At 72.8% G+C, this 24306-nt stretch carries 23 protein-coding genes and 1 riboswitch; of the genes, 14 read left to right on the top strand and 9 right to left on the bottom strand.

The window, feature by feature from the left end:
- Positions 1-26 precede the first annotated feature (26 nt).
- The gene (locus tag GSY65_RS01660; protein WP_201452428.1) at positions 27-1031 is read right to left on the bottom strand and encodes a sporulation protein; all 1005 of its coding nucleotides are present in this window, start codon (positions 1029-1031) and stop codon (positions 27-29) included.
- A 342-nt stretch (positions 1032-1373) separates the two neighbouring features.
- On the opposite strand from GSY65_RS01660, the gene GSY65_RS01655 reads away from it, so the two are divergent.
- From GSY65_RS01655 to GSY65_RS01635, 5 genes are all read left to right on the top strand, one after another.
- Entirely contained in the window at positions 1374-2714 is a 1341-nt protein-coding gene (locus GSY65_RS01655; protein ID WP_159765587.1) for a hemolysin family protein, read from the top strand.
- Positions 2711-3811 carry a hemolysin family protein gene (locus GSY65_RS01650; protein ID WP_159765586.1) on the top strand — a complete coding sequence of 367 codons (1101 nt, stop codon included), beginning with the start codon at positions 2711-2713 and terminating at the stop codon, positions 3809-3811. Before GSY65_RS01655 ends, GSY65_RS01650 begins: the two co-directional genes overlap by 4 nt.
- 173 nt (positions 3812-3984) lie before the next feature.
- Positions 3985-5325, top strand: a complete 1341-nt coding sequence (locus GSY65_RS01645) for a hemolysin family protein (RefSeq protein ID WP_159765585.1) — start codon at positions 3985-3987, stop codon at positions 5323-5325.
- The gene (locus GSY65_RS01640) at positions 5322-6341 is read left to right on the top strand and encodes a hemolysin family protein (protein WP_159765584.1); all 1020 of its coding nucleotides are present in this window, start codon (positions 5322-5324) and stop codon (positions 6339-6341) included. Before GSY65_RS01645 ends, GSY65_RS01640 begins: the two co-directional genes overlap by 4 nt.
- A gap of 213 nt (positions 6342-6554) precedes the next feature.
- Complete coding sequence (locus GSY65_RS01635) at positions 6555-7988, top strand: glycoside hydrolase family 43 protein (RefSeq protein WP_159765583.1); 1434 nt, start codon at positions 6555-6557, stop codon at positions 7986-7988.
- A 135-nt stretch (positions 7989-8123) separates the two neighbouring features.
- Here the strand turns inward: GSY65_RS01635 and GSY65_RS01630 are convergent, their stop codons facing one another.
- Positions 8124-8336: a hypothetical protein gene (locus GSY65_RS01630; RefSeq protein ID WP_159765582.1), complete on the bottom strand. Its 213-nt coding sequence runs from the start codon at positions 8334-8336 to the stop codon at positions 8124-8126.
- Between the two features lie 322 nt (positions 8337-8658).
- Between GSY65_RS01630 and GSY65_RS01625 the strand changes: the two genes are divergently transcribed.
- The gene (locus tag GSY65_RS01625) at positions 8659-9975 is read left to right on the top strand and encodes a phytase (RefSeq protein WP_159765581.1); all 1317 of its coding nucleotides are present in this window, start codon (positions 8659-8661) and stop codon (positions 9973-9975) included.
- Positions 9976-9977: 2 nt separating this feature from the next.
- Here the strand turns inward: GSY65_RS01625 and GSY65_RS33495 are convergent, their stop codons facing one another.
- Positions 9978-10385, bottom strand: coding sequence for a FadR/GntR family transcriptional regulator (locus GSY65_RS33495; RefSeq protein WP_236579655.1), 408 nt, complete (start codon positions 10383-10385; stop codon positions 9978-9980).
- Positions 10386-10927: 542 nt separating this feature from the next.
- On the opposite strand from GSY65_RS33495, the gene GSY65_RS01615 reads away from it, so the two are divergent.
- The 6 genes from GSY65_RS01615 (at position 10928) to GSY65_RS01590 (ending at position 16205) form a co-directional block, all read left to right on the top strand.
- Entirely contained in the window at positions 10928-11800 is an 873-nt protein-coding gene (locus GSY65_RS01615; RefSeq protein ID WP_159765580.1) for a fumarylacetoacetate hydrolase family protein, read from the top strand.
- A gap of 11 nt (positions 11801-11811) precedes the next feature.
- Complete coding sequence (locus GSY65_RS01610; protein ID WP_159765579.1) at positions 11812-13149, top strand: L-fuconate dehydratase; 1338 nt, start codon at positions 11812-11814, stop codon at positions 13147-13149.
- A complete protein-coding gene (locus GSY65_RS01605; protein WP_159765578.1) occupies positions 13146-13901 on the top strand; it encodes an SDR family NAD(P)-dependent oxidoreductase in 756 nt (251 codons plus the stop codon). The genes GSY65_RS01610 and GSY65_RS01605 overlap by 4 nt, the downstream gene beginning before the upstream one ends.
- A complete protein-coding gene (locus GSY65_RS01600; RefSeq protein ID WP_159765577.1) occupies positions 13898-14974 on the top strand; it encodes an aldo/keto reductase in 1077 nt (358 codons plus the stop codon). The genes GSY65_RS01605 and GSY65_RS01600 overlap by 4 nt, the downstream gene beginning before the upstream one ends.
- Entirely contained in the window at positions 14971-15282 is a 312-nt protein-coding gene (locus GSY65_RS01595; RefSeq protein ID WP_159765576.1) for an L-rhamnose mutarotase, read from the top strand. The genes GSY65_RS01600 and GSY65_RS01595 overlap by 4 nt, the downstream gene beginning before the upstream one ends.
- Before the next feature lie 80 nt (positions 15283-15362).
- A complete protein-coding gene (locus GSY65_RS01590) occupies positions 15363-16205 on the top strand; it encodes an amidohydrolase family protein (RefSeq protein ID WP_159775515.1) in 843 nt (280 codons plus the stop codon).
- 41 nt (positions 16206-16246) lie between these two features.
- On the opposite strand, the gene GSY65_RS01585 is transcribed toward GSY65_RS01590, so the two are convergent.
- Genes GSY65_RS01585 through GSY65_RS01570 form a run of 4 tightly spaced genes read right to left on the bottom strand, consistent with a single transcriptional unit; the run spans position 16247 to position 18911 of the window.
- Positions 16247-17104, bottom strand: coding sequence for an energy-coupling factor ABC transporter ATP-binding protein (locus tag GSY65_RS01585; protein ID WP_159765575.1), 858 nt, complete (start codon positions 17102-17104; stop codon positions 16247-16249).
- Positions 17101-17850 (bottom strand): cobalt ECF transporter T component CbiQ, encoded by a 750-nt coding sequence (cbiQ, locus tag GSY65_RS01580; RefSeq protein WP_159765574.1) that lies wholly within the window; start codon positions 17848-17850, stop codon positions 17101-17103. The genes GSY65_RS01585 and cbiQ overlap by 4 nt, the downstream gene beginning before the upstream one ends.
- Positions 17851-17856: 6 nt before the next feature.
- Positions 17857-18216, bottom strand: a complete 360-nt coding sequence (locus tag GSY65_RS01575; protein ID WP_159765573.1) for an energy-coupling factor ABC transporter substrate-binding protein — start codon at positions 18214-18216, stop codon at positions 17857-17859.
- Positions 18213-18911, bottom strand: coding sequence for an energy-coupling factor ABC transporter permease (locus tag GSY65_RS01570; RefSeq protein ID WP_159765572.1), 699 nt, complete (start codon positions 18909-18911; stop codon positions 18213-18215). Before GSY65_RS01570 ends, GSY65_RS01575 begins: the two co-directional genes overlap by 4 nt.
- Before the next feature lie 30 nt (positions 18912-18941).
- A riboswitch (cobalamin riboswitch) is annotated at positions 18942-19125 on the bottom strand.
- Between the two features lie 240 nt (positions 19126-19365).
- Between GSY65_RS01570 and GSY65_RS01565 the strand changes: the two genes are divergently transcribed.
- Entirely contained in the window at positions 19366-20106 is a 741-nt protein-coding gene (locus GSY65_RS01565; RefSeq protein WP_159765570.1) for a DUF1775 domain-containing protein, read from the top strand.
- 131 nt (positions 20107-20237) lie between these two features.
- Here GSY65_RS01565 and GSY65_RS01560 read toward each other — a convergent pair whose 3' ends face one another.
- Complete coding sequence (locus tag GSY65_RS01560) at positions 20238-21554, bottom strand: MFS transporter (protein ID WP_159765568.1); 1317 nt, start codon at positions 21552-21554, stop codon at positions 20238-20240.
- Positions 21555-21738: 184 nt separating this feature from the next.
- Here GSY65_RS01560 and GSY65_RS01555 point away from each other — a divergent pair, with 184 nt between their 5' ends.
- On the top strand, positions 21739-22098 hold the full coding sequence (locus GSY65_RS01555; RefSeq protein ID WP_159765566.1) for an ArsR/SmtB family transcription factor: 360 nt from the start codon (positions 21739-21741) through the stop codon (positions 22096-22098).
- A gap of 37 nt (positions 22099-22135) precedes the next feature.
- On the opposite strand, the gene GSY65_RS01550 is transcribed toward GSY65_RS01555, so the two are convergent.
- Positions 22136-24226, bottom strand: a complete 2091-nt coding sequence (locus tag GSY65_RS01550; protein ID WP_159765564.1) for a family 43 glycosylhydrolase — start codon at positions 24224-24226, stop codon at positions 22136-22138.
- Between the last annotated feature and the right edge of the window lie 80 nt (positions 24227-24306).

The raw sequence follows: 24306 nt of genomic DNA, 5'->3' as shown, positions 1-24306 counted from the left end.
GGCCGCCGACCGACGCCCTCGGGCCGTCAGCCTTCCTCTTCCTCCTCGTCGTCGCCCTCGAAGAAGTCCCCGACCTCGTCGACCACCTCGGCGGCGACCATCCCGCCCACGACACCGACCGCCAGACCGGCCGCCCCCGCCGCCACGGCGGTGCCCATGCCGGGACCGGAGCGGCGGCCCTCGTCGTGGTGCCCGCCGTGGTGCTCGCCGTGACCGTGGTACCCCTCGGGCGCGTATCCGGCGGGTGAGCCGTACGCGGGCCCGCTCTCCAGCAGCTGCCGGATCCAGCCGTCGACGAGGGCGGTCCAGTCCTGGTGCTCGACGCCGTCGTGGGCGACGGTGAACCGGGTGACGGCGTCGCGGCCCTCGGAGAGGAACCCGCCGCGCCTGTCGGCCTCCAGGACGACCTCCATGCCGCCCGGAGTGGCCAGGAACGTCAGCTCGATCTCGTTCACCCGTGACGCGTACGCGGGCGCCGGGGTGATCTCGATCTCCTGGTAGAACGGCAGCTGCTGCCCCGTGCCGGAGATGCGGCCGTACTCCAGGTCCGCGGACCGGAACGCGAAGCCGAGCTGCCCCAGTGCCTCCAGGATCGCCTCCTGCACGGGCAGCGGAGCCACGGTGAGCTGGTCGAGGTCGCCCTTGTCCCGCGCGCCGGCCACCCCGAGTTCCGTGCGCACCCCGAGGACGATGCCGAGCGGCTGGCCGTACAGCTCGCTGATCGGGGTCTCCCACGGCAGCGTCGCGCTGAACGGCACGGCGCGCTCCTCGCCCGCGGCCAGCCGGAACCCGCCGCCGACGACGAACCGGTCGAAGGGGACGGTCCCCTCGCTCTCACCCCCCTCGTGCTCGGCCTCGACCCGCGCCACCAGCTCCAGGGTGATGTGCTCGATCTCGAAGTCGGCGTCGCCGCCCTTCAGGCGGACCTGCCCCGACAGGGTGCCGCCCGGCAGGGCCGGGCCCGGGTCGAGAACCGTGTCCACCGTGGGTCCGCCCAGACCGAGCGAGCCGAGCAGCCGTTTGAACACCATCGCGGCGTCCACTCCTTCTTTCGTGCGTCCAAGTCATGCGGTCATGCGCCGCGGAACAACCGGGAAACCACGATTGTTCTACAGGCGAGTAGAAGCATAGGGTCGGGGGAGCGTCCGTCGATGAGCCGTCGCGGGATCCGGAACGGGAAAGTCCGAAAACTGCCGCAGATGTGACCGTGGCGACATGAACAGCGAGTTTTGCCTTCCCTTTACTATGGGGACGGACCTTGCGAAGATGTACCGACCCACCGACCGACGAAGGAGCCGAAGACCCCCGATGGGTGAGCCTCCCAGTACCGGCCGCAGCGTGCCCCGACCACCCCACGGAGCGGGGGTGGCACGGTGACCGAGATCCTGCTGCTCCTGCTCGCTCTTCTCCTCACCCTGGCCTGCGCGCTGTTCGTCGCGGCCGAGTTCTCCCTGACCACCGTCGAACGCGCAGAGCTGGAGCGCGCGGCCGAGGCGGGGGAGCGCGGCGCCGAGGGCGCCCTGAAGGCCGTACGCCGGCTGACGTTCCAGCTGTCCGGGGCGCAGCTCGGCATCACCGTCACCTCGCTGGTGATCGGCATGCTCGCCGAGCCGTCCCTCGCGGCGCTGCTCGAAGGCCCCCTGCGGGCGGTCGGGCTCGGCGGCGCCGCCCCGTCGGCGGCGACCGTGCTGGGCGTGGCCCTCTCCACCGTCGTCCTGATGGTGGTGGGCGAACTGGTGCCGAAGAACTGGGCGATCTCCCGGCCGCTGGCCGTGGCCAAGGTCGTCGCGGGCCCCCAGCGCGGCTTCACCGCCGCCTTCGGCCCGTTCATCCGCCACCTCAACGGCACGGCCAACGGGTTCCTGCGCCGCTTCGGACTGGAGCCGGCCGAGGAACTGGCCTCCGCGCGCACCTCCGAGGAACTCGTCGCGCTCGCCCGGCACTCGGCGGCCGAGGGCGCCCTGGAGGCGGACTCCGCCGAGCTGTTCGTCCGCACCCTGCACCTGGGCGAGCTGACCGCCGAGAACGTGATGACACCGAGGGTCGACGTCAAGGCGCTGGAGGCACACGCGACCGCCGCCGACGCCGCCAACCTCACCCACGCCACCGGCCTGTCCCGGTTCCCCGTCTACCGCGACACCCTGGACGAGGTCATCGGCACCGTCCACATCCGCGACGTGCTCGCCCTGGAACCCGCCCGGCGCGCCGTCACACCGGTCACCGCACTGACCACCGAACCCCTGCTGGTGCCCGACAGCCTCACCGCCGACCGGCTGCTGGAGCGGCTGCGCGAGACACGCACCATGGCCGTCGTCATCGACGAGTACGGCGGCACCGCCGGCGTCGCGACGGTCGAGGACATCGTCGAGGAGGTCGTCGGCGAGGTCCGCGACGAGCACGACCCCGTCGAGGTCCCCGATCTGCTGCCCGCCCGGGCCACCCGGGACGGCCGCCCGGTGTGGGAGGCCGGCGGCTCGGTCCGCGTCGACCGGCTCGGCGAGATAGGGCTGGCCGCGCCCGACGGTCCGTACGAGACCGTGGCCGGCCTGGTCGCCACCCGGCTCGCCCGCATCCCCGCCGAGGGCGACGCGCTGGACCTGGACGACGGCTGGACGCTGGACGTCCTCGACGTCGACCACCACCGCGCCGACCGCGTCCGCATCACCGCACCGGCGAACCGGCCCGTCCGGGAACGGACGGAGGCTTCCCGATGACCGTTCTGCAGCTCACCATCGGCGCGCTGACCCTGCTCACCAACGCCTTCTTCGTCGGCGGCGAGTTCGCCCTGATCTCCGTGCGCCGCAGCCAGATCGAGCCGCGCGCCGAACAGGGCGACAAGCGGGCCCGGATGACCCTGTGGGGCCTGCGCCACATCTCCGCCCTCATGGCCACCGCCCAGCTCGGCATCACCGCGTCCTCCCTGGTGCTCGGTGCCGTCGCCGAACCCGCCATCGCCCATCTCATGGAACCCGCGTTCGAAGCAGTACGCATCCCGGACGGCCTGGTGCACCCCGTCGCGTTCGTCGTCGCGCTCACCCTGGCCACCTATCTGCACATGCTGATCGGCGAGATGGTCCCGAAGAACATCGCCCTGGCCGCACCGGTCCCCACCGCGCTGCTCCTCGGGCCACCCCTGGTCGCGCTCACCCGGGCCCTGCGGCCGGTGATCTTCGGGATCAACGCCTTCGCCAACGTCCTGCTGAAACTGCTGCGCGTGGAGCCGAAGGACGAGGTCGAGTCGGCGTTCACCGACGACCAGCTCGCCCGGATGGTCCTCGACTCCAGCGAGGCCGGACTCCTCTCGCCCGCCGACGGCGAGCGGCTGCGCGACGCACTGGAGCTGGGCACCCGCCCCGTCGGCGAGATCCTCGTCCCCGCCCAGCGGATGCGCACCGTCGGCCACACCGTCACCCCGGCCGAACTGGAACGCACCGCCGCCGCGGCCGGCTACTCCCGCTTCCCCGTCACCGGACCCGGCGGCGACCTCCTGGGCTACCTGCACATCAAGGACACCCTCGGTCTCGCCGAACGGAACCGGCCGTTCCCGCCCGGCACCCTCCACCCGGTCACCCGGGTCCGCATCGACACCCCGCTGGACGACACCCTCACCGCCCTGCGCGCCGACGGCAGCCACCTCGCCGCCGTCACCGGCGCGACCGGCACGGTCCTCGGCTTCGTGACCATGGAGGACGTGCTGTCCGAACTGGTCGGCCCGGCACAGCCGCTCCCGGCGTCGTCGGGCGCCGCAGGGCCGTCGGACACGGCGTCGTCCGGGACGGCGCCGTCGGGCGCCGCGCCGAAGCGGGTCTGAGCAGGCCCGGGAACCCCGATCCGGTCAGAATCGTTCACCCAGCACATCGACACAAGGAGCAAGCCCGTGTCCGCGTCCGCCGGCCTGACGGACTCCCCGGGGCACAGTCCCCGACCACCCCGCCGAGACACGGTAGACCGTCTCGGCCACGGCACACGGCGGGGTGGTGTCCGGTGAGTGCCGTGAACGCCGTCCTCGGCCTGCTGGCCGTCCTCGTCCTGACCGCGGGCACCGGGTACTTCGTCGCCCAGGAGTTCGCGTACGTCTCCGCCGACCGCCTCGCCCTCGCCCGTGAGGCGGAGGCGGGCGACCGGCGGGCGGCCCGTGCCCTGAAGGTGCTGGAACGGCTGTCGTTCATGCTGTCCGGCGCGCAGCTGGGCATCACCGTCACCGGTCTGGTCGTCGGCTTCATCGCCGAGCCGTCCGTGTCGGCGCTGCTGGAGCCCGCCCTGACCGGCATCGGCGTCCCCGGCGGCGCGGTCGGCGGCATCTCCGTCGTGCTCGCCTTCGTCCTCGCGACCGTCGTGCAGATGGTGCTCGGCGAGCTGGCCCCGAAGAACCTCGCGATCGCGGTGCCGGAGCGGCTCGCGAAGTCGCTGGCCGCCTCCACCCTCGTCTACCTGAAGGTCGTGGGCCCGGTGGTGCACGTCTTCGACAGCGCGGCGAACAAGCTGCTGCGCCGGGTCGGTATCGAGCCCGTGGAGGAACTGCACCACGGCGCGACCCTGGAGGAGCTGGGCCACCTCATCGGCGAGTCCCACGAGCGGGGCGAACTGCCCAAGGACACCGCCGAACTCCTCGACCACGCCCTGGAGTTCTCCGAGCGGACCCTGGACGAGGTGATGGTGCCGCGGGCCGACACGGTGTTCGTCCGCGTGGACGCCTCCGCGGCCGAGGCGGTCGAGCTGATCGCGAAGTACGGCCACTCCACCTACCCGGTGCTCGGCGACCACCCGGACGACGTCACCGGCGTCCTGGGCGTCCGGGAGCTGATGCGCACGCCCGCCGCGGACCTCACCGCCACCACCGCGGGAGCCCTGGCGCGCCGCCCGCTCGTCCTGCCGGACACCCTGCCCCTGCCGGACGCGGTGACGCGGATGCGGGAGCAGGACGACGAGTTCGCCGTCGTCCTCGACGAACACGGCGGCGTCGCGGGCATCGTGACCTACGAGGACATCGCGGAGGAACTGGTCGGGGACATCGCCGACGAGTCCGACACCGTCGTCGAACCCGCCGTCGCCGACGGAGCGGGCTGGCTGGTCGACGCGGGACGCCGGCTCGACGAGATCGCCGACGCCACCGGTCTGCGACTGCCCGGGGACGACGACTACGACACCGTCGCCGGGCTGGTCGTGGACCGCCTGGGCCGCTTCCCGGCCATCGGCGACCGCCTCACCGTGGACCTGCCCGACGGCGGGCACGCGGTGATCGACGTACGCACGCTCGACCGGCATGTGCCGGACCGGGTCCGCATCGAACAGCTGCCCGCGCGTGAGCCGGAGGAGCAGGCATGAGTTTCCCGACGGCGATCTTCGTCACCGTGCTGCTGCTGATCGGCAGCGGATTCTTCGTCGCCGCCGAGTTCGCGCTGGTCGCCGCCAAACGGCACCGCATGGAGAAGGCCGCGGCGGAGGGCCGCAGGGGCGCCGGGGCGGCCCTCGCCGGGATGCGCGAGCTGTCCCTGATGCTGGCCGGCGCCCAGCTCGGCATCACCGTGTGCACCCTGGGACTCGGCTCGGTCTCCAAGCCCGCCATCTCCCACGAACTCGACCCGCTGCTGCACGACCTGGGCCTGCCCAGCGCGCTCAGCTACGGCGTGGCGTTCGTGTTCGCGATGGTCGTGGTGGTCTTCCTGCACATGGTGGTCGGCGAGATGGCCCCCAAGTCGTGGGCCATCGCCCGCCCGGAGCGCTCGGCGATGCTGCTGGCCCCGCCGTTCCGGGCCGTGGTCAGGGCGGTCCGTCCGCTGATCGGGCTGCTCAACCGCGTCAGCAACGCGCTGGTGCGCCTGTGCCGGGTCACCCCGCGCGACGAGCTGGCCTCGGTCCACAACCGTGAGCAGCTCACCCACCTCGTCGAGGAGTCGCGCCGGCTCGGCCTCATCACCGCGACCGACTCGGAGCTGATCACCCGCTCGCTGACCGAACCCGAGACCCCGGTGCGCGACCTCGCCGTCCCGGCCGCCGAGATCACCTCGGTCGACGCGGACGCGAGCACCGAGGACATCCTGCGCACCGCCGCCGACCACGACCGCACCCGGCTCCTGGTCCGCGACCGGGGCACCGTCCTCGGTTCGGTCCACGCCCGTGACGCCCTGGTGGCGCGGGCCAGGGGGCGGACCGCCACGGCCCGTTCGCTGGCCCGGCCCGTCCCCGAGGTGACCGGGGACACCACCGTGGCCGACGCGATCGACGTGCTCCGCGGCAACCGGGCCTCCCTCGCGGTCATCCGCGACGACACCGGCCGCCCGGCCGCCCTGGTCAGCCTCGACGACCTGCTGGCCCGCTATCTGCAGCCCCGGGCGTCCTGAGCGGGGACGCCCGGACCGCGCCGCCCCGGGCCCCCTCGCGTGAGGAGGGGCCGGGGCTTCGTCGTGGAGAACCCCGTGCGCAAAGTATTGACGCCTCATTCACCCCACCCCTAACGTCTGGCCGGTCTTGCGAACGCCGTCCGAAAAATCGAACACCCGGGTCGGTGTGCGTCGGGTCTCCAGGGTGGTGCCCGCAGAAAGACAGGAGACGTCATGTCCGCGGTTCTCTCCCGGCTCGCGGCGGTGCTGGCCGCTGTCGCCCTCCTCCTCGCCGGCCAGGTGCTGACGGTACCGGACCGGGCGGCCGCGGCCGACCCGGGCCAGCTGATGGCGCACTTCATCGGGGAGGGGGCGACCGGGCAGCAGATCTACTTCTCGCACAGCACCGACGGCCTGCACTGGAACGACCTCAACGGCGGCGGGATGACGCTGCGTTCGACGGTGGGCACCCGCGGGGTGCGCGACCCCGCACTGGTGCGCTCTCCCGACGGCGGCACGTACTGGATCATCGCCACCGATCTGTGCATCGACTGCGGTCAGACATGGAGCCAGTCCATCAACGACGGCAGCCGCAACCTCGTGGTGTGGCAGTCCACGGACCTCGTCACCTGGTCGCAGCCCTGGCTGCTGAACGTCGCCGGCGCCATCCCCGACGGACGCAACGCCTGGGCGCCGGAGGCGATCTGGAACCCGGCCACCCACGACTACGTCCTGTACTGGGCGACGAACAAGCCCCTCAACGGCGCCACGAAGCACCGCATCTACTACGCCCGCACCAGCGACTTCCGCTCCATCACCACCCCGCAGACCTACATCGAGCGGCCCGGCACCCAGGAGATCATCGACACGCAGATCGTCGAGATGCCGGCGGGCGTCGGCTCCTACCGCTACGTGCGGGCCTCCGGCGACGGCCAGATCACGCTCGAGGGCAGCAACTCGATCCTCGGGACATGGACCGCCCTCGGCAACCTCTCCGGGATCGGCCTGACCGGCTCCCAGGTCGAGGGCCCGATGTGGATGAAGTTCCGCGACCGCGACGAGTGGACGCTCTACCTCGACCAGTACGCCTCAGGCCGCGGCTACCTGCCCGTCCTCACGACCGACCCGACCAGCACCGCCACCTACCGGCTGCCCGCGACGGGCAGCTACCACCTGGGCGGCACGAAGAAGCGCCACGGCTCCATCCTGCCCCTGACGGCCGCCGAGGAGACCCGGGTCCTCGCCCGGTACGCGAACACCCCCGGCAACCGGCTCCAGTCCTTCAACTTCCAGGACCGGTACGTACGGCACGCCGACTTCGACGCGCGGATCGACGCGAACGTCAGCCCGGCCGACGACTCCCGGTTCCGGATCAGGCCCGGCCTCACCGGCTCCGGCACCGTCTCCTTCGAGTCGGTGAACTTCCCCGGCCACTTCCTGCGCCACTCCGACTACGACTTCCAACTCGTCCACAACGACGGCAGCGCCCGGTTCGCCGCGGACGCGACCTTCCGTCAGGTCGCCGGCCTGGCGGACGCCGGCTGGTCCTCCTTCCAGTCGTACAACCACCCCGACCGCTACATCCGCCACTACGCCTACCAACTCCGCCTCGACCCGATCACCGACGCGACGGGACGCGGTGACGCCACGTTCCGGGTGACGAGCTGACCTCCGACTGACCCCACCCGACTGCCCCTGGGGCCGACGGCCGCGGCACCCCGCGCCCTTCCGGCCGGTGCTCCGCCGGGCGGGAGGGCGCACGCAAAGGGCGCCCCCCGCCCCGGCCTCAACGCCCCGACCGGGTCAGCGGGCGCAGCCGAGGTCCAGCACCTCGATCACGTCGCCATGCACCGTGTAGACGAGCCAGCACCAGTCGCCGAACACCGCGGCCAGCTCTCTGACCTGGATCCTCGGTTCCTCGGCCACCGCCTCGATGAGGGCGACGATCTCCTCGTGAACGGTGTCCGGGACGTCGAACAGCGCGTCGGCGGCTTGCTGGACCAGTTCGACCTTCATGGGTCCCCCCGCGGAGGGCAGGAGCAGCACGCGGCGAATCCGTGCTTCTTACACGATAGGTCCGCCGCGCGCCCCGTGCCGAGGGCTGCGCACGAAACCGGCCCCGCCCCGCCCGCAGTCCCGCCCGCCGCCCCGGCCGCAGTCCCGCCCGCCGGCGCGGGCGCACCGGCGCGGAACGGCGCCCACGACCCTTTGGTCATGGCATGGCCAGATCACGTCTGCCCGTCCGCAAGCTTCCCTCCGCACTATCTGCATGTCCCCGACGATCGGCAGGGGTTCGAGCACGCTCCGCCGACATCCGACCGACGGTGAGGAAGCGCCCGTGAGAAAGTCCCGCACCACCAGGCGAGTGGCCGCCCTCGCCACCGGTACCGCGCTGACCGCCCTGCTCACGGCGGCTCCCGCCGGCGCGGGCACGTCCGACCTGCCCGTGGTGACCGCCAGCGGCGAGACCGCCGCCCTCCACGACGACGAGCCCGGCGGCAACTCCGACGCGGACGACCCGGCGATCTGGCGCAACCCCGCCGACCCCGGCCGCAGCCTCGTCGTCGCCACCGCCAAGGAGGGCGGACTGCGCGTCTACGACCTCGACGCCCGCACGGTGCAGTCCCTGCCCGCCCCCAAGCCCCCGTCGGAGGACGACGCGCCGGGCCGGTACAACAACGTCGACCTCGTCACGGGCCTGCGCACCACCTCCGGCCGCGCCGACGTGGCGGTGGTCAGCGACCGGGGCAACGACCGGCTGCGCGTCTACCGCATCGACCCCGCCCGGCCCGGCGGCCCCCTCACCGACATCACCGACCCGGCCGCCGCCCCCGTGTTCTCCGCCGACCAGGCCGAGATCAACGACCAGCGCACCGCGTACGGCCTCGCCACCTGGACCGACCGGGCCACCGGCCGCTCCTACGCCCTGGTCAGCCGGCGCGAGCGCACCCGGCTCGCCCTGCTGGAACTCGTGCCCGCCGCGCACGGCACGGTCGGCTACCGCAGGGTGCGCACCCTCGACCTGCCGTCCTCCTTCCGGCTGCCCGACGGCACCACCTGGCGCCCCTGCGCCGAACCCGGTGAACTCCCGCAGGTCGAGGGCATGGTCGTCGACCCGGCCACCGGCACGCTCTACGCCGGCCAGGAGGACATCGGCATCTGGCGGCTGCGCGCCGACCTCACCGGCAGGCCCGTCCTCGTCGACAAGGTGAAGGAGTACGGCGTCCCCGGCACCTACGACGAGGAGAGCGAGGAGTGCGTGCCGGGCACCGACCCCGGCTACGGCGGGAAGCGGCTGTCGGCCGACGTCGAGGGTCTGACGCTCCTTCAGGACCGGGACGGCGACGGCCATCTGCTCGCCTCCAGCCAGGGCGACGACACCTTCGCCCTGTACGACCGTGAGGTGAGCGAGGGCAACGCGTACGAGGGCGGCTTCCGGATCGGGGCCGCTACACCGACCCTCGACGGCGTGCAGGAGTGCGACGGCGCCGCGATCCTCGACGCCCCGCTGGGCAGCCGCTATCCGCGCGGCCTCCTCGTCGTCCAGGACGGGGAGGACACCCCGGCGGTGCCGGACGGCGACGGCGGCACCCGCACGGCCACCGGCTTCAAGTTCGTGGACCTCGGCGACCTGAGGGACGCCGCCGACCTGTGAGGTCAGTCCTGTGCCGCGCAGAGCGGATCGTCGACCAGGCGGGCGGCCAGCCACTGCTCGACCGCGGCCACGTGCACCGTGGCCGCGGAGACCGCCAACTGGGCGTCCCGGTTGCGCAGCGCGCGGAGGATCTCGTCGTGCTCCCGGTGGGCGTGCTCCACCGCACGCTCGGTGCGGGTGCCCCGCACGATAAGGGCCCGCTGGGTGCGGGTGGACAGCACCCGCAGCAGCATGGACAGCACCGGGTTGCCCACCGCCTCGACGATCCGCAGGTGGAACAGGATGTCGTGGGCGACGAACTCCTCGACCGTCGCCGCGGCCCGCGACCGCTCCAGGACCGACCCCGGCTCCCGCAGCTCGTCGGCGGTGAGCGGGGCGGCGGCCAGCCCCGTCGCCTGCGGCTCCGGCAACCGTCGCACCTGGAGCAGTTGGGGCCGTCTGCCCCTGGGAGACGTCCGAGGCGAAGGAGAGCGACTCCAGCAGCAGACGGGGTCCCAGGCCGGAGACACAGGTGCCGTCGCCCTGCCGGGTGACCAGGATCCGCACCGCGGTGAGCGCCCGCACCGCCTCCCGCAGGGAACTGCGGGACAGCCCGATGAGGGGAGGGATGAAGGTCAACCGGTGTACGAGCAGCTGAGTTCGAGCAGCCACTACGCCGTGGAAATCCGTGGGAATCCGTGGGACGATTCCTCCGATGTATCTCGGACGGCGAGGACGTTACGACGGCGTTGCGGGCACTGACAAGAGGCAGTCCGCAAGGATTTCCGTCGACGAGCGGGCAGCCATCCGTCGGCTCACGTGAGGCGATTTCGCCCATGAGGCGCCTTTGGTGTGCGGAGTGTGACTGTAACCGGTACATACATCCGAGGAATGCGTTGTCAGCCCGCCGTTCGGGCTCTACAGTCACGGTGGTGCTATTCCTCCGATGACTTCTCCGGCTTCGATGGCCTCGATGACTTCTGATCCTCTGTGGGCAAGGGAGCTGCTCAGTGAAACTGCTACGCGTCGGCGCCCCGCGGTCCGCACCGACGACGGCCGACTGCTGGACCTGTCCGCCGTGACCGCCGACGTCGACGGCTCCTTCCTCGGCTCCGGCGGGATCGACCTGGCCCGCGCCGCCCTCGATGCGGGCGCGCTGCCCGAGCTCGACCCCGACCACCTGCGGATCGGTGCCCCCGTCGCCCGCCCCGGCGCGATCGTCTGCGTCGGCCTCAACCACCGTGACCACGCCTCCGAGACCGGGGTCGCGATCCCCGAACGCCCCGCCGTCTTCCTGAAGGACCCCGGCACGGTCGCCGGCCCCCACGACGAGGTGCTCGTCCCGTGCGGCTCCGTGAAGACCGACCGGGAAGTCGAGCTCGCCGTCGTGATCGGCCGCCGCGCCCGCCACCTGGAGTGCCCGGACGGTGCGGCCGAGGTGATCGCGGGCTACGCGGTCAGCCCCGACGTCTCCGAACGCGAGTTCCAGCTGGAGTACTCGCCCCAGTGGGACCTCGGCAAGTCCTGCGAGACGTTCAACCCGCTGGGGCCCTGGCTGGTCACCGCCGACGAGATCGGCGACCCCCAGGACCTGGAGCTGCGCCTGAGCGTCAACGGCGTCAAGCGCCAGCACGGCCGCACCCACGACATGATCTTCCCGGTCCACCAGGTCGTGGCCCACCTCAGCCGGTACCTGGTGCTGGAGCCGGGCGACCTCATCAACACCGGAACGCCCGCGGGCGTCGCCCTCGGCCTGCCCGGCACCCCCTATCTCCGCGCCGGCGGCACCGTCGAGCCCGAGATCGACGGGCTCGGAGGCCCGGACCAGACCTTCGGCCGAGCGTGAAAGGCACCCTCTTGACTGCAACCCCCGCCCGGATCACCGCGGTCGACACCTACGACATCCGGTTCCCCACCTCACGGGAACTGGACGGGTCCGACGCCATGAACCCGGATCCCGACTACTCCGCCGCCTACGTCGTGCTCCGCACCGACGCCGGCGACGGGCTCCAAGGCCACGGCTTCACCTTCACCATCGGCCGCGGCAACGACGTCCAGGTCGCCGCCATCGGCGCCCTGCGCCCCCACCTCCTCGGCCGGTCGGTGGACGCGCTGTGTGCCGACCCCGGCTCCCTCAACCGCGACCTGATCGGCGACAGCCAGCTGCGCTGGCTCGGCCCCGAGAAGGGCGTGATGCATATGGCGATCGGCGCCGTCGTCAACGCCGTGTGGGACCTGGCCGCCAAGCGGGAGGGCCAGCCGCTGTGGCGGCTGCTCGCCCACGCCGACCCCGCGTGGCTGGTCTCCCAGATCGACTTCCGCTACATCGTCGACGCCCTCACCCCCGAAGACGCCCTCCGCATGCTCCGCGAGGGCAGGACCGGGCTCGCCGAGCGCGAGGCGGCGCTGCTGGAGCGCGGCTACCCGGGCTACACCACCTCGCCGGGCTGGCTCGGCTACTCCGACGAGAAACTCACCCGCCTCGCCAAGCAGGCCGTCGCCGACGGGTTCACCCAGATCAAGCTCAAGGTCGGCGCCGACCTCGCCGACGACGTCCGCCGGATGCGCACCGCGCGCGCCGCCGTCGGCTCGCGGATCCGCATCGCCATCGACGCCAACCAGCGCTGGAACATCGGCGAGGCCGTCGCATGGACCCGCGCCCTCGCCGAGTTCGACCCGTACTGGATCGAGGAACCCACCAGCCCCGACGACATCCTCGGCCATGCCGCCGTCCGAGAGGGCGTCACCCCGGTGAAGGTCGCCACCGGGGAACACGTCCAGAACCGCGTCGTGTTCAAACAGCTCCTCCAGGCGGGCGCCATCGACGTCCTCCAGATCGACGCCGCTCGCGTCGGCGGTGTCAACGAGAACCTGGCGATCCTGCTGCTCGCCGCGAAGTTCGGCGTGCCTGTCTGCCCGCACGCCGGCGGGGTCGGCCTGTGCGAACTGGTCCAGCACCTGTCGATGTTCGACTACCTGGCTCTCTCCGGCACCACCGACGACCGGGTCATCGAGTACGTCGACCACCTCCACGAGCACTTCACCGACCCGGTCAAGCTGCGCGAGGGCCACTACCTCGCGCCGCTCGCCCCCGGATTCTCCGCCACCATGCACCCCGGGTCGCTCGCCGCATACCGTTACCCCGACGGCGGGTTCTGGGCCGTCGACCTCGCTGGACGGGAGGAAGTCGCATGACGGATCTGACAGGGCTGCGCGCGATCGTCACCGGTGGCGCGTCCGGTATCGGACTGGCCACGGCCCGGTTGCTGGCCGCGCGGGGCGCCGGGGTCGCCGTGTTCGACCTGAACCCCTCCGACGTCCCGCCGCCGCTGCAGGCCCTCACGGCGGACGTCACGGACGACGCCTCCGTACGGGCCGCCGTCGGCGACGCCGTCGAACGCCTCGGCGGTCTGGACGTCCTCGTCAACAACGCCGGCATCGGCGCCATCGGCACCGTCGAGGACAACCCCGACGAACAGTGGCACCAGGTCCTCGACGTCAACGTCCTCGGCATCGTGCGCACCAGCCGCGCCGCCCTGCCGCACCTGCGGAACTCGGACCACGCGGCCATCGTGAACACCTGCTCCATCGGCGCCACCGCCGGGCTGCCGCAGCGGGCCCTGTACTGCGCCAGCAAGGGCGCGGTTCTCTCCCTGACCCTCGCCATGGCCGCCGACCACGTCCGCGAAGGCATCCGCGTCAACTGCGTCAACCCCGGCACCGCCGACACCCCCTGGGTCGGCCGGCTCCTCGACGCCGCCGACGACCCCGAGGCCGAGCGCGCCGCCCTCAACGCCCGCCAGCCCATGGGACGCCTCGTCACCGCCGACGAGGTCGCCGCCGCCATCGCCTACCTGGCGAGCCCCGCCGCGGCGTCCGTCACCGGCACCGCCCTCGCCGTCGACGGCGGCATGCAGGGGCTCCGGCTCCGCCCGGCGGCCTCATGAGGACCAGGACCCTCGGCCGCACCGACGTCGAGGTCACCGAACTGTCCTACGGCGCCGCCGGCATCGGCAACCTCTACCGGCCGGTGGCCGACGAGGAGGCCGCCGCCGCGATCGACGCCGCCTGGGACGCCGGGATCCGCACCTTCGACACGGCCCCCCACTACGGCCTCGGCCTGTCCGAACGCCGTCTCGGCGAGGCCCTGCGCGGCCGCCCCCGCAGCACCTGGACCCTCTCCACGAAGGTGGGCCGCCTGCTCGTACCCGCCGACGGCGACGGCGGTGGTCACGGCGACGACCTGGCCAACGGCTTCGCCGTCCCCGCGACCCTGCGCCGCGTCTGGGACTTCAGCGCCGACGGCGTCCGCCGCTCCCTCGAAGCCAGCCTGGACCGCCTCGGCCTGGACCGGGTCGACATCGTCCTCCTCCACGACCCCGACGACCACGCCGAGCAGGCACTCGACGAGGCGTACCCGGCACTGGAACGCCTTCGCGGCGAAGGCGTCGTCGGCGCGATCGGCGTCGGCATGAACCAGTCCGCGCTCCCCACCCGTTTCCTGCGCGAGACCGACATCGACGTCGTCCTCCTCGCCGGCCGCTACACCCTCCTCGAACAGGAGGGCCTCACGGACCTGCTCCCCGCGGCCGCCGCCCGCGGCAGGAGCGTCCTCATCGGCGGCGTCCTCAACTCGGGCCTCCTCACCGACCCCGCCCCCGGCGCCACCTACGACTACGCGCCCGCCCCCGAGCCCGTCCTCGACCGCGCCCGCCGGCTCAGGGCGGTCACCGAACGCCACGGCGTGCCCCTGCGCGCCGCCGCCCTCCACTTCCCGCTCGGCCACCCGGCGGTCGCGAGCGTCCTGACCGGCGCCCGCTCCACCGACGAGGTGCGCGACACCGTGGAGCAGCTCAGGGCCCCCGTCCCGGCCGCCCTCTGGGACGAGCTGCGCGCGGAGGGCCTGCTCGCCCCGGACGTCCCGGTGCCCACGTCCCGGACGACGCCCCTGGACCCGCCGCCGGACCTGTCCCTGGACACGCCCCTTGAGGGATCACCGTCGCCGAAGGAGCCGTCGTGAGGGTCGCCCTGCACACCAGGGTCCGCGCCGACCGCGTCGCCGAGTACGAGGCGGCCCACCGCGAGGTGCCCGAGGAACTGACCGCCGCGATCCGCGCCGCCGGGGTCGGCGCGTGGACGATCTGGCGCAGCGGCACGGACCTCTTCCACGTCCTGGAGGTCGAGGACTACCCGGCGATGATCGCGGAGCTGGAGAAGCTGCCCGTCAACATCGCCTGGCAGGCCCGCATGGCCGAACTCCTCGACGTCGTCCACGACTACTCCGCGGACGGCTCCGACGCCACCCTGCCCGTGGTGTGGGAACTGTGAGCCGCACGGACACCGCAACGTCCTCGGGTGGCGGCGCCACGGAGACCGGCGTCGAGGGCGCCGCGGAAGGGCGCGCCGGGATCGTCGACGCCCACCACCACGTCTGGGACCTCGCCGTCCGCGACCAGGACTGGATCAGCGGTCCGGAACTCGCCCCGCTGCGGCGTGACTTCAGCCTCGCGGACCTGGAACCGCAGGCGCGTGCCGCCGGCGTCGCCGCCACCGTGCTCGTGCAGACCGTCACCGTGGCCGGGGAGACCCCCGAGTTCCTCGCCCTGGCCGCAGGCAGCGACCTGGTCGCCGGGGTGGTCGGCTGGACCGACCTCACCTCGCCCGAGGTCGACGACGCTCTCGCCCGGCTGCGCGAAGGGCCGGGTGGCGAGCACCTGGTGGGCATCCGCCACCAGGTGCAGGGCGAGGCGGACCCCAGTTGGCTGACGCGCACCGACGTGCTGCGCGGTCTGGCCGCCGTCGCCGACGCGGGCCTCGTCTACGACCTGCTGGTCAAGCCCCACCAGCTCCCGGCGGCCGTGGAGGCCGCCCGGCGTCTGCCCCGGCTCACCTTCGTCCTCGACCACCTGGCCAAACCGCCCGTCGCCTCCGGTGAACTGGAGCCGTGGGCGGGGGAGATACGGCGGCTGGCCGCCCTGCCGAACACCGTCTGCAAGCTCTCCGGTCTGGTCACGGAGGCCGACTGGGACACCTGGCGGGTCGCGGATCTCCAGCCGTACGCGGCCACCGTGCTGGACGCCTTCGGCCCCGGGCGGCTGATGTTCGGCTCCGACTGGCCCGTCTGCCGGCTCGCCTCCGACTACGGTGAAGTGCTGGACACGGCGCAGACGTTGGTCTCGGGGCTCGGTCCGGCCGAGCACCACGACGTCTTCGCCGGCTGCGCCGTCCGCACGTACGGCCTGCGCTTGTGACCCGTGGGACGACGCCCCTGCCCGGCCGTGCGCGGCCGGGGTCAGCCGTCGGCGGGTACCGCAGGAGCGGCGCCCACGAGCGCGGCCAGCTCGTCCGGTGTGCGCGGACCGGCCGCGTCGTCCGTCAGCAGACCCCGCTCGCGCAGGAGCCGGGTGACCGCGATGCCCCAGGGCAGGCGTAGCCCCGCCTGTTCGAGGAGGTCCGTGCGGGCCAGCATCGCGGCCACCGGGCCGGTCCGCGCGCCGGACGGGGTGAGCAGCGCCGCGTCGTCGGCCCACCGCAGCGCCAGATCGACGTCGTGGGTGGCCATCACCACGGTCGTACCGGACCGGCGGAGCCCGTCCAGGGCGGCGAGCAGGCGTTCCTGGCCGTCGGGGTCGAGGCCCGCGGTCGGTTCGTCCAGGATCAGCACGCGGGGCCGCATCGCCACCGCTCCGGCGATCGCGGTCCGTTTGCGCTGGCCGTAGGAGAGCAGATGGGTGGGCCGCTCCGCCAGGGCGGAGATGCCGAGCGCCGCGAGCGCCTCGTCCACCCGGACCCGCACCTGGTCGTCGGGCAGCCCGAGGTTCAGCGGCCCGAACGACACGTCCTGGGCGACCGACGCCGCGAACAGCTGGTCGTCGGGGTCCTGCACCACCAGTTGCACGGTCGTCCGCAGCCCGGTCAGGCCCTTGCGGTCGTACGACACCGGGCGCCCCTCGACCGTCAACTCGCCCGAACGGGGCCGGAGTCCGCCGCTGAGCAACCGCATCAGCGTCGTCTTGCCGCTGCCGTTGCGGCCCAGCAGGGCCAGCGCGCGGCCCTCCCGCACCTCGAAGTCGAGATCACGGAGCACGGCCGGGCCGTCCTCGTACGCGAACGACACGCCCCGCAGGGCGACCAGCACCGGCTCGCTCATGTCAGCGGCCCTTCCAGGACGAAGGTGAGCGCGGCCACGGCCGCGAGGAGGACCACACTGACCGAGGTGAAGCGGACGGAGACCCGCGCCTCGGGCACCAGGACGCGCAGGGTGCCGTCGTAGCCCCGCCCGGCGAGTCCCGTCTGCAGTCGGGCCGCCCGGTCGAAGGCCCGCACGAACGCCGTCGCGCCGAGCCCGGCGAGCGACCGCCAGGTGGCGGCCCGTGTGGTGTGCCCGAGCCGGGCCGCCTGCGCGTCGCGGATCCGGCGCACCGAGTCCAGCAGCAGGAAGCTCATGCGGTACGTCACCAGGGCGACGTCCACCACCGGCGCGGGCACCCCGGCCCGCACCAGCCGCGGCAGCAGATCCGACAGGGGAGTGGTGAAGGCGAACAGCAGGACGCCCAGGGAGGCGGCGGACGTCCGCAGCAGCAGCTCCGCCGCGCGGACCGGACCGCCCTCGGCCAGGGTCACGAAACCGCCCGGCCCGCCCACCTGGACGAGCAGCGGCAGCGCCCCGGTCACACAGAACCCCAGCGGCACCCGGTACGCCCGCCACAGCCGGCGACGCGGCACTCCGGCCGGTCCGAGCAGCACCACCAGCGAGGTCAGCAGGACGAGGGCCGCGCCGGGCCAGGGCGGCAGCGAGATCGCGAGCACGGTGAGGCCGAGCCCGAGCACGGCCTTGTCCACGGGATGGCGGCGGCGCCAGCGACTGCTGTGCGCCGCCTCGTCGATCGGCAGCACGCGGCGTCAGACCTCGTCGGCGCCGGACTCGGCCGGCGTCTTCGCGGTCTCCCGCCGCGCCAGCGCCCGTGCCTCGCCCTGGCGGCGGCCCCGGCGCAGACCGAAGTAGTAGGCGAGGACGCCCGCGCCGAGAGCGGCCTGGAGCGAGAACAGCGCGGACTCGATCTCACCGGAGGGCGGCTCGTACAGGGGGGAGAACCACGGCTCGTAGTCCGGCTCGATCTCGGTGATCGCGCTCTCGGCCTCCGCGTCCGCCCCCGTGAACGGCTCCTTCTTGTGGTCGCCGAGGCCGAGGGCCAGCGGCAGCACGGCGAGCGCGGCCACGAGCGCCAGCAGCAGAAGGTTGATCTTGGTGTTCCGGCTCATCGCGCCACCGCCTCGGTCGTCGTGTCCCGCTTGCCCGCCACGAGCACGCCGAGCCGCGTCAGCTCGCCCTTGCTCGACTGCACCAGAAGCCGCATCACGAGGACCGTGAGCAGGCCCTCGCTCACCGCGAGGGGGAGCTGGGTGACGGCGAAGATGGAACCGAACTTGCCGAGCGCGCCCAGGAATCCGCTGCTCGGGTCCGGGAACGCGAGCGCGAGCTGGACGCTGGTGACGCAGTAGGTGGACAGGTCGGCGAAGAACGCGCCGAAGAACACCGCGACCATCAACGGCACGTCGTAGCGCCGCAGCAGCTTGTAGACGGCGTATCCGACCCAGGGACCGACGATCGCCATGGAGAAGACGTTCGCGCCGAGCGTGGTCAGGCCGCCGTGGGCGAGCAGCAGGGCCTGGAAGAGCAGGGTGATGGTGCCCAGTACCGCCATGATCGGCGGCCGGAACAGGATCGCGCCCAGCCCGGTGCCGGTGGGGTGCGAGCAACTGCCGGTGACCGACGGCAGTTTCAGCGCGGACAGGACGAAGGTGAAGGCCCCCGAGGCACCGAGCAGCAGCGTGCTCTCCGGGTGCTCCCTGACCTCACGGGTGAGTGACCGTACTCCGTGGACGACGAACGGCGCGGACGCGACGCCCCAGGCGATCGCGTGCGCCGGGGGAAGGAAACCCTCGGCTATGTGCATGGCTCAGCAGACCCTCTCCAGCACCTCGTGGATGGTTGACGCGCCTTGGCCGGTCTCCTGGCTCACGGGTACCACCGCCCGTGCTCCGCCTTCCCGGGTCACAAGGACCCAGTGGCTGTCCGTGAGGACTGGAGCCGGACTTCCCGATCACAGTGGCGAGGGCCGCACCGGCATCACACCGGATTTCCCGTTCACCAAGGCGTGGTGACAGTAGTGCCCGCACGACGACGCTGACAAGCGCCGACGGGAGCGTGGGGACGGTGGTGAACAGCACACACCCGGCGCACGCCCCAGCAGTTCCACGCGGCGCACGCCACGGGAGGCCCAACGGCAGCGCCCCGTACGACGGTTCTGCCGTCCGGCGGCCGTCCCGGGACCGCGGGCCGCCCTTGGCCGGTGCGCGGGCCCTGCGCTTGAATGCAGGCTTCACACCTTCGGCACAAGGGAGTCAGCTGTGCACCGCCCGCCCCTGGCACGCAGCACGCGCCGTCTCGGCGTCCTCACCGCGACCGCACTGGCGGTCGCCGTCGCCACCGCGGTACCGGCCGCGGCCCACGCGGAGGTCGAGGCGGAGGGCGCCCGCGCCCTCGACCAGAACGTCGAGCTGACCTTCTCCGCCGAGTCGGAGTCCTCCTCCGCCGGCATCACGAAGCTGGAGGTGATCCTGCCGAAGGGCATCGACCCCGCCGACGTCACCTACGAAGAGGGCCCCAGGGGCTGGAAGTTCGCCGCCACCGACCGGGGCTACACGGTCTCCGGACCGGAGCTCGCGGTGGGGCAGGACGTCGAGTACGAGGTCACCGTACGGCAGTTGCCCGATGCGAAGTCGCTCGTGTTCAAGACCCTGCAGTCCTACAGCGACGGCACAGTGGACCGCTGGATCGAGCTGGACGACTCCGGTGGTGACGGGCACGGCCACGGTCACCCCGCGCCCCGTCTGGACCTGAAGCCCGCCGCTCCCGGCGCGAAGCTCGTCAGCCCCACCCCCACCCCCAGCCCGGCGGACGCCCCCTCGACAGCGGCCCCTTCGGAGAACCCCGGCGCCGAGAAGACCCCGGCGGCGTCGGCGAAGCCGGCTGCGGACGACACCGACGACGGTCTGCCGCCGGCCGTCCCCGTCGGCATCGGCGCGGCCGTCCTGCTCCTCGGCGGCGGCCTGTGGTGGTGGCGAAGCCGCCGCGGGGGCTCCGCCTGACCTCCGTGGGCCGGTGCTCGACTCCGGCCCGCGGCTGCGGACCGGTCGAACCGCTCGGTCCGGGAAGGGGACGGCGGGCCGAACTCCCCGAGCGTGCGGGACGGTCGCCGTGGGCGCCGCCTGTTCCGGTGTCAGAGACCCGCGTGGAGTCCGTCCGTGAGCCGCCTGTGGCTGTGGCTCCAGCCCGCCGGCACCCGGAGCGCGTCCGCCAGATGCGGATGGCCGAGGGGCAGGTCGGAGTGCACATGGGCCGCGGGCGGCGCGGGCCAGAGCCGTACGGCCAGCAGCGCCGCGGCCAGCGCGACCGACCCCAGGGCGAGCGTCGTCCAGCCGAGTCCGGCCGTCGCGCCGAGCCAGCCGGCCAGCGGATACGTCAGCAGCCAGCAGCCGTGCGAGAGGGAGAACTGGGCGGCGAACGCGGCCGTGCGCTCCCCGTCCGGTACGGACCGCCGGATCAGCCGCCCGGTCGGTGTGAGCACCGCCGAGCACGCCGCGCCGAACGCGGCCCACACGCCGAGCAGCGCGGGCAGCCGCCACCCGCCGCCCGGCGCCGCCGTGACGACACCCAGCCCGGCGAAGACGACCGTCAGGAGCAGCGCGGCCGGCAGCATCACCGCCCGGTCCGGCACCCGGTCCAGCAGCCGCGGCAGCACCAGCGCCACCCCCATCGACCCGGCCCCGTACGCGCCGAGCGCCAGCGGCACGGCGCCCTCGGACAGACCCAGCACCTCGCGGACGTAGACCACGGAGTTGACGGTGACCATCGCACCGGCCGCGGCGACCGCGAGGTCCAGGGCGAGCAGCGCCCGCAGCCGGGGGACGGCGAGGAACCCGCGAACGCCCGTACGGCGACGGCACCGTGGCCCCGGAGGGGTCGCGTGTGCGGGCAGCACGGCGGGGACCACCAGCGCGGCCGACGCGAGGAAACCGACGACGGTACCGGTGAACAGCCAGTCATAGGTGAGGACGGACAACAGCGCCGCCGCGAGCGCGGGGGAGAAGAGGCTCTCCAGGTCGTAGGCGAGACGCGACATCGACAGCGCCCGCGTGTAGGCGCGCTCCTCGGGCAGTACCTCCGGGATCAGGGCCTGGAACGTCGGCGTGAACACGGCGGACGCCGACTGGAGGAGGAACACCAGGACGTACACCTGCCAGATCGAGTCCACGAACGGCAGGAAGACCGCGACCCCGGCGCGCACCAGGTCAGCCGCCACCATGAGCGCCCGGCGCGGCAGCCGGTCCGCGATCGCGCCGACGGCCGGGGCGATCGCCACGTACGCCACCATCTTGATCGCCAGCGCGGTGCCCAGGACGGACCCGGCGTCGGCGCCCGCCAGGTCGTACGCCAGCAGTCCCAGGGCGACGGTCGCGAGCCCCGTGCCGACCAGCGCGATGACCTGGGCGGCGAACAGCCGCCGATAGGTGCGGTGACGCAGGACGGCGAGCATACGGGCGGCTCCCCTCGGCACGACGGCGCGACGGCTCGGCGCGGCGGCGCCGATGCCGTCCGAGTGTAGCCATCATGTGCGCACCTGTGCACATGATGGCCCTGGATTCGCGGTCACGCCCGTCACGCCCGTCGCGACCGTGACCATCGGCCCACGTCCCGGCCGATGGCTCTAGGCTGGCCTCATGCCCGAACGCCACGCTGTGTCACCTGCACCCGGTGCGCATCTGCGCGCTCCCGACAGCGCGCGGCTCACCGAGGCGACCGGGGTGTTCGCGATGCTCTCCGACGCCACCCGGCTGCATCTGCTGTGGCTCCTCGCGCAGGGCGAGTCCGACGTCGGATCCCTGGCCGAACACTGCGACGCCTCCCGGACCGCGGTGAGCCAGCACCTCGCGAAGCTGCGGCTCGCGGGGCTCGTGCAGACCCGCCGCGAGGGGCGCCACATCCACTACCGCCTCAGCGACGGACATCTGCGGCGCCTGGTCGTGGAGGCCCTCAGCCACGCCGACCACCGCGTGAGCGGGCAGGCGCCGCACGACTGACGGCCCGCGTGCGACTGCCCGCGTGCGCGCGGAGGGCTCAGACGGGGTCGATGGACCGGAGGGTGGGGACGACCTCCTCGATCGAGCCGTCGGCCGCGAACACCAGCCGGTCCAGGGTCGACTCACGGTGCGTTCCGTCGCCGCGCGGTGTTCCGGGGCCGGGAACCGCGAACCGGTGGTAGCAGATGAACCAGTCGTCGGTCCCGGGGACGTTGACGACGGTGTGATGGCCGGTGGCGAGGATCCCGTACTCGGGGCGCTTGCGCAGGATCACCCCCCTCTTGGTCCACGGTCCGAGCGGCGAGGGCCCGGTGGCGTAGGCGACCCGGTAGTCCTCGCTGCGGGTGTCGTCCTCCGACCACATGAAGTAGTAGACGCCCCGCCGCTTGAGGACGAACGCGCCCTCGCGGAATCCCTCGGGGGTGAACCGCCGTACCCGTGCCGGGTCGAACGACACCATGTCGTCGTGGAGGGGCACCCCGTAGGCCTCCGTGTTGCCCCAGTACAGGTACGTGGTGCCGTCGTCGTCCCGGAACACGGCCGGGTCGATCATCTGGCCGGCGTAGTCGTCCCGTGCGATGAGGGGCCGGTCGAGGGCGTCCCGGAAAGGGCCCGTGGGGCTGTCCCCGACGGCCACGCCGATCTGCTGGTTCGCGCAGAAGTAGAAGTAGTACGCCCCGTCGCGCTCGCCGGCGGCCGGCGCCCAGGCGTACCGGTCCGCCCAGCTCACGTCGGACTCCAGGTCGAGGACGACCCCGTGGTCCTGCCAGGTGACGAGGTCGTCGGAGGAATGGACCGTGAACCGGGTGCCGCCCCAGCCCTCGAAGCCGTCGGTGGTCGGGTAGATGTAGTAACGGCCTCCGAACTCCTGGATGTTGGGGTCGGCGGTCAGCCCCGGCAGCAGTGGGCTGCGCATGGGGAGGGCCTCGACCGTCCAGGTGCGCCGGGTGCCGTCGGCCGCGGTGACCGTGTACGCCCGCGGGGTGCGGAAGTCGCGCGGGGTGCCGGACGGCGGGTCGATGCGGGCCCCCGCCGCGAGGTCGAAGTCGGGTGCGAGCGCGTCGAGTTCGGTGTCGGGGTGCAGCGGCAGCACGACCTTCGAGGAGTGCTCGTCGACGAGGGCGTACGCTTTCAACCCCGGACGGACATGGGCGTCGACGACCGACGTGCTCGGTGCGTGGGCGGCCAGCAGCCGCTCGTACTCGGCCCGGGTCACCGGCAGGACGGAGCCGTGCCGGGCGCCGGGCGGCAGGGCATGGTCCTCGCAGGGCGTCCAGGTGCCGGAGTCGAGGTCGGTGGTCTCGAAGGGGACGTAACCGCGCCCGCTGAACTCGTCGATGAAGAGGTACCACTTGGCCTCGGTGTTCGACCTGAACACGATCGGGCCCTCACCCTGCTCGATCCCTCCCTGCCCCACGCCGTCCGCCACGAACGCGTACGACGTGGCCCGCAGGTCGGCCGACTTCTCCACGGTGATGAACTTCCCGCCGGGCACCTCGGGCGAGCGGGCGCGCTCGTCCTTGGTGAAGCGGTAGTAGGTGCCGTCGTGCCGGACGACCGTGGAGTCGATGACGGAGTGACCGGGGTCGTTCCAGAGCCGGGGTTCGCTGAAGTCGCGGAAGTCGCGGGTGGTCGCGTACAGCATCACGTTGTGCGTGTCGGCGGTGTGGTCGGGGTCGTCGTCGGCGTACAGCTTGGAGGCCCAGAAGACGACGTACTCGTCCCGGTCGGGATCGTGACACGCCTCCGGCGCCCAGAGGTTGCCGGCCGCGCCGGGGGCGAGGGGGACCAGCCGCTGGTCGGTCCAGTGCACGAGGTCGGTGCTGTCCCAGACCATGAGGGCGGTGCTGCCGGTGCGCTGGACGCGGTCCCAGTCGCCGTCCTGCTCGCCGTGCATACGGAGGTCGGTGGCGATCAGATGGAACCCGTCGCCCCGCGGTGAGCGGATGACGAACGGGTCGCGCAGGCCCTTCGTCCCGAGGTCCGACGTCAGGACCGGGGCGCCGCCGTTCAGTTCGCGCCAGCGGAGGGGGTCGTCGCCCCGGCTGAGCGCGCAGCGGATCTGCTCGCCGTCCGGGCTGCCCTCGCCGGTGAAGTAGAAGAAGACGTAACCGGCGTACTCCTGCAAGCCGACCTCCAGAGCTGCGAGCTTTTGACGCTTCCTGTTGGAAACCTGTCGAAGAGTGTTGCTATCTGGGACGACAGGCG

The sequence above is a fragment of the Streptomyces sp. HM190 genome, from assembly GCF_009857135.1.
Taxonomy (GTDB): Bacteria; Actinomycetota; Actinomycetes; order Streptomycetales; family Streptomycetaceae; genus Streptomyces; species Streptomyces heilongjiangensis.
This window is presented reverse-complemented; position numbering and strand designations above follow the sequence as displayed.

Bases quoted from the DNA above. Each gene is read 5' to 3' on its own strand.
- GSY65_RS01605 (WP_159765578.1), top strand. From the start codon at position 13,146: ATGACGGATCTGACAGGGCTGCGCGCGATCGTCACCGGTGGCGCGTCC.
- GSY65_RS01630 (WP_159765582.1), bottom strand. From the start codon at position 8,336: ATGAAGGTCGAACTGGTCCAGCAAGCCGCCGACGCGCTGTTCGACGTC.
- GSY65_RS01555 (WP_159765566.1), top strand. From the start codon at position 21,739: ATGCCCGAACGCCACGCTGTGTCACCTGCACCCGGTGCGCATCTGCGC.
- GSY65_RS01585 (WP_159765575.1), bottom strand. From the start codon at position 17,104: ATGAGCGAGCCGGTGCTGGTCGCCCTGCGGGGCGTGTCGTTCGCGTAC.
- GSY65_RS01660 (WP_201452428.1), bottom strand. From the start codon at position 1,031: ATGGTGTTCAAACGGCTGCTCGGCTCGCTCGGTCTGGGCGGACCCACG.
- GSY65_RS01575 (WP_159765573.1), bottom strand. From the start codon at position 18,216: ATGAGCCGGAACACCAAGATCAACCTTCTGCTGCTGGCGCTCGTGGCC.
- GSY65_RS01640 (WP_159765584.1), top strand. From the start codon at position 5,322: ATGAGTTTCCCGACGGCGATCTTCGTCACCGTGCTGCTGCTGATCGGC.
- GSY65_RS01635 (WP_159765583.1), top strand. From the start codon at position 6,555: ATGTCCGCGGTTCTCTCCCGGCTCGCGGCGGTGCTGGCCGCTGTCGCC.
- GSY65_RS01570 (WP_159765572.1), bottom strand. From the start codon at position 18,911: ATGCACATAGCCGAGGGTTTCCTTCCCCCGGCGCACGCGATCGCCTGG.
- GSY65_RS01600 (WP_159765577.1), top strand. From the start codon at position 13,898: ATGAGGACCAGGACCCTCGGCCGCACCGACGTCGAGGTCACCGAACTG.
- GSY65_RS01615 (WP_159765580.1), top strand. From the start codon at position 10,928: ATGACTTCTGATCCTCTGTGGGCAAGGGAGCTGCTCAGTGAAACTGCT.
- GSY65_RS01650 (WP_159765586.1), top strand. From the start codon at position 2,711: ATGACCGTTCTGCAGCTCACCATCGGCGCGCTGACCCTGCTCACCAAC.
- GSY65_RS01560 (WP_159765568.1), bottom strand. From the start codon at position 21,554: ATGCTCGCCGTCCTGCGTCACCGCACCTATCGGCGGCTGTTCGCCGCC.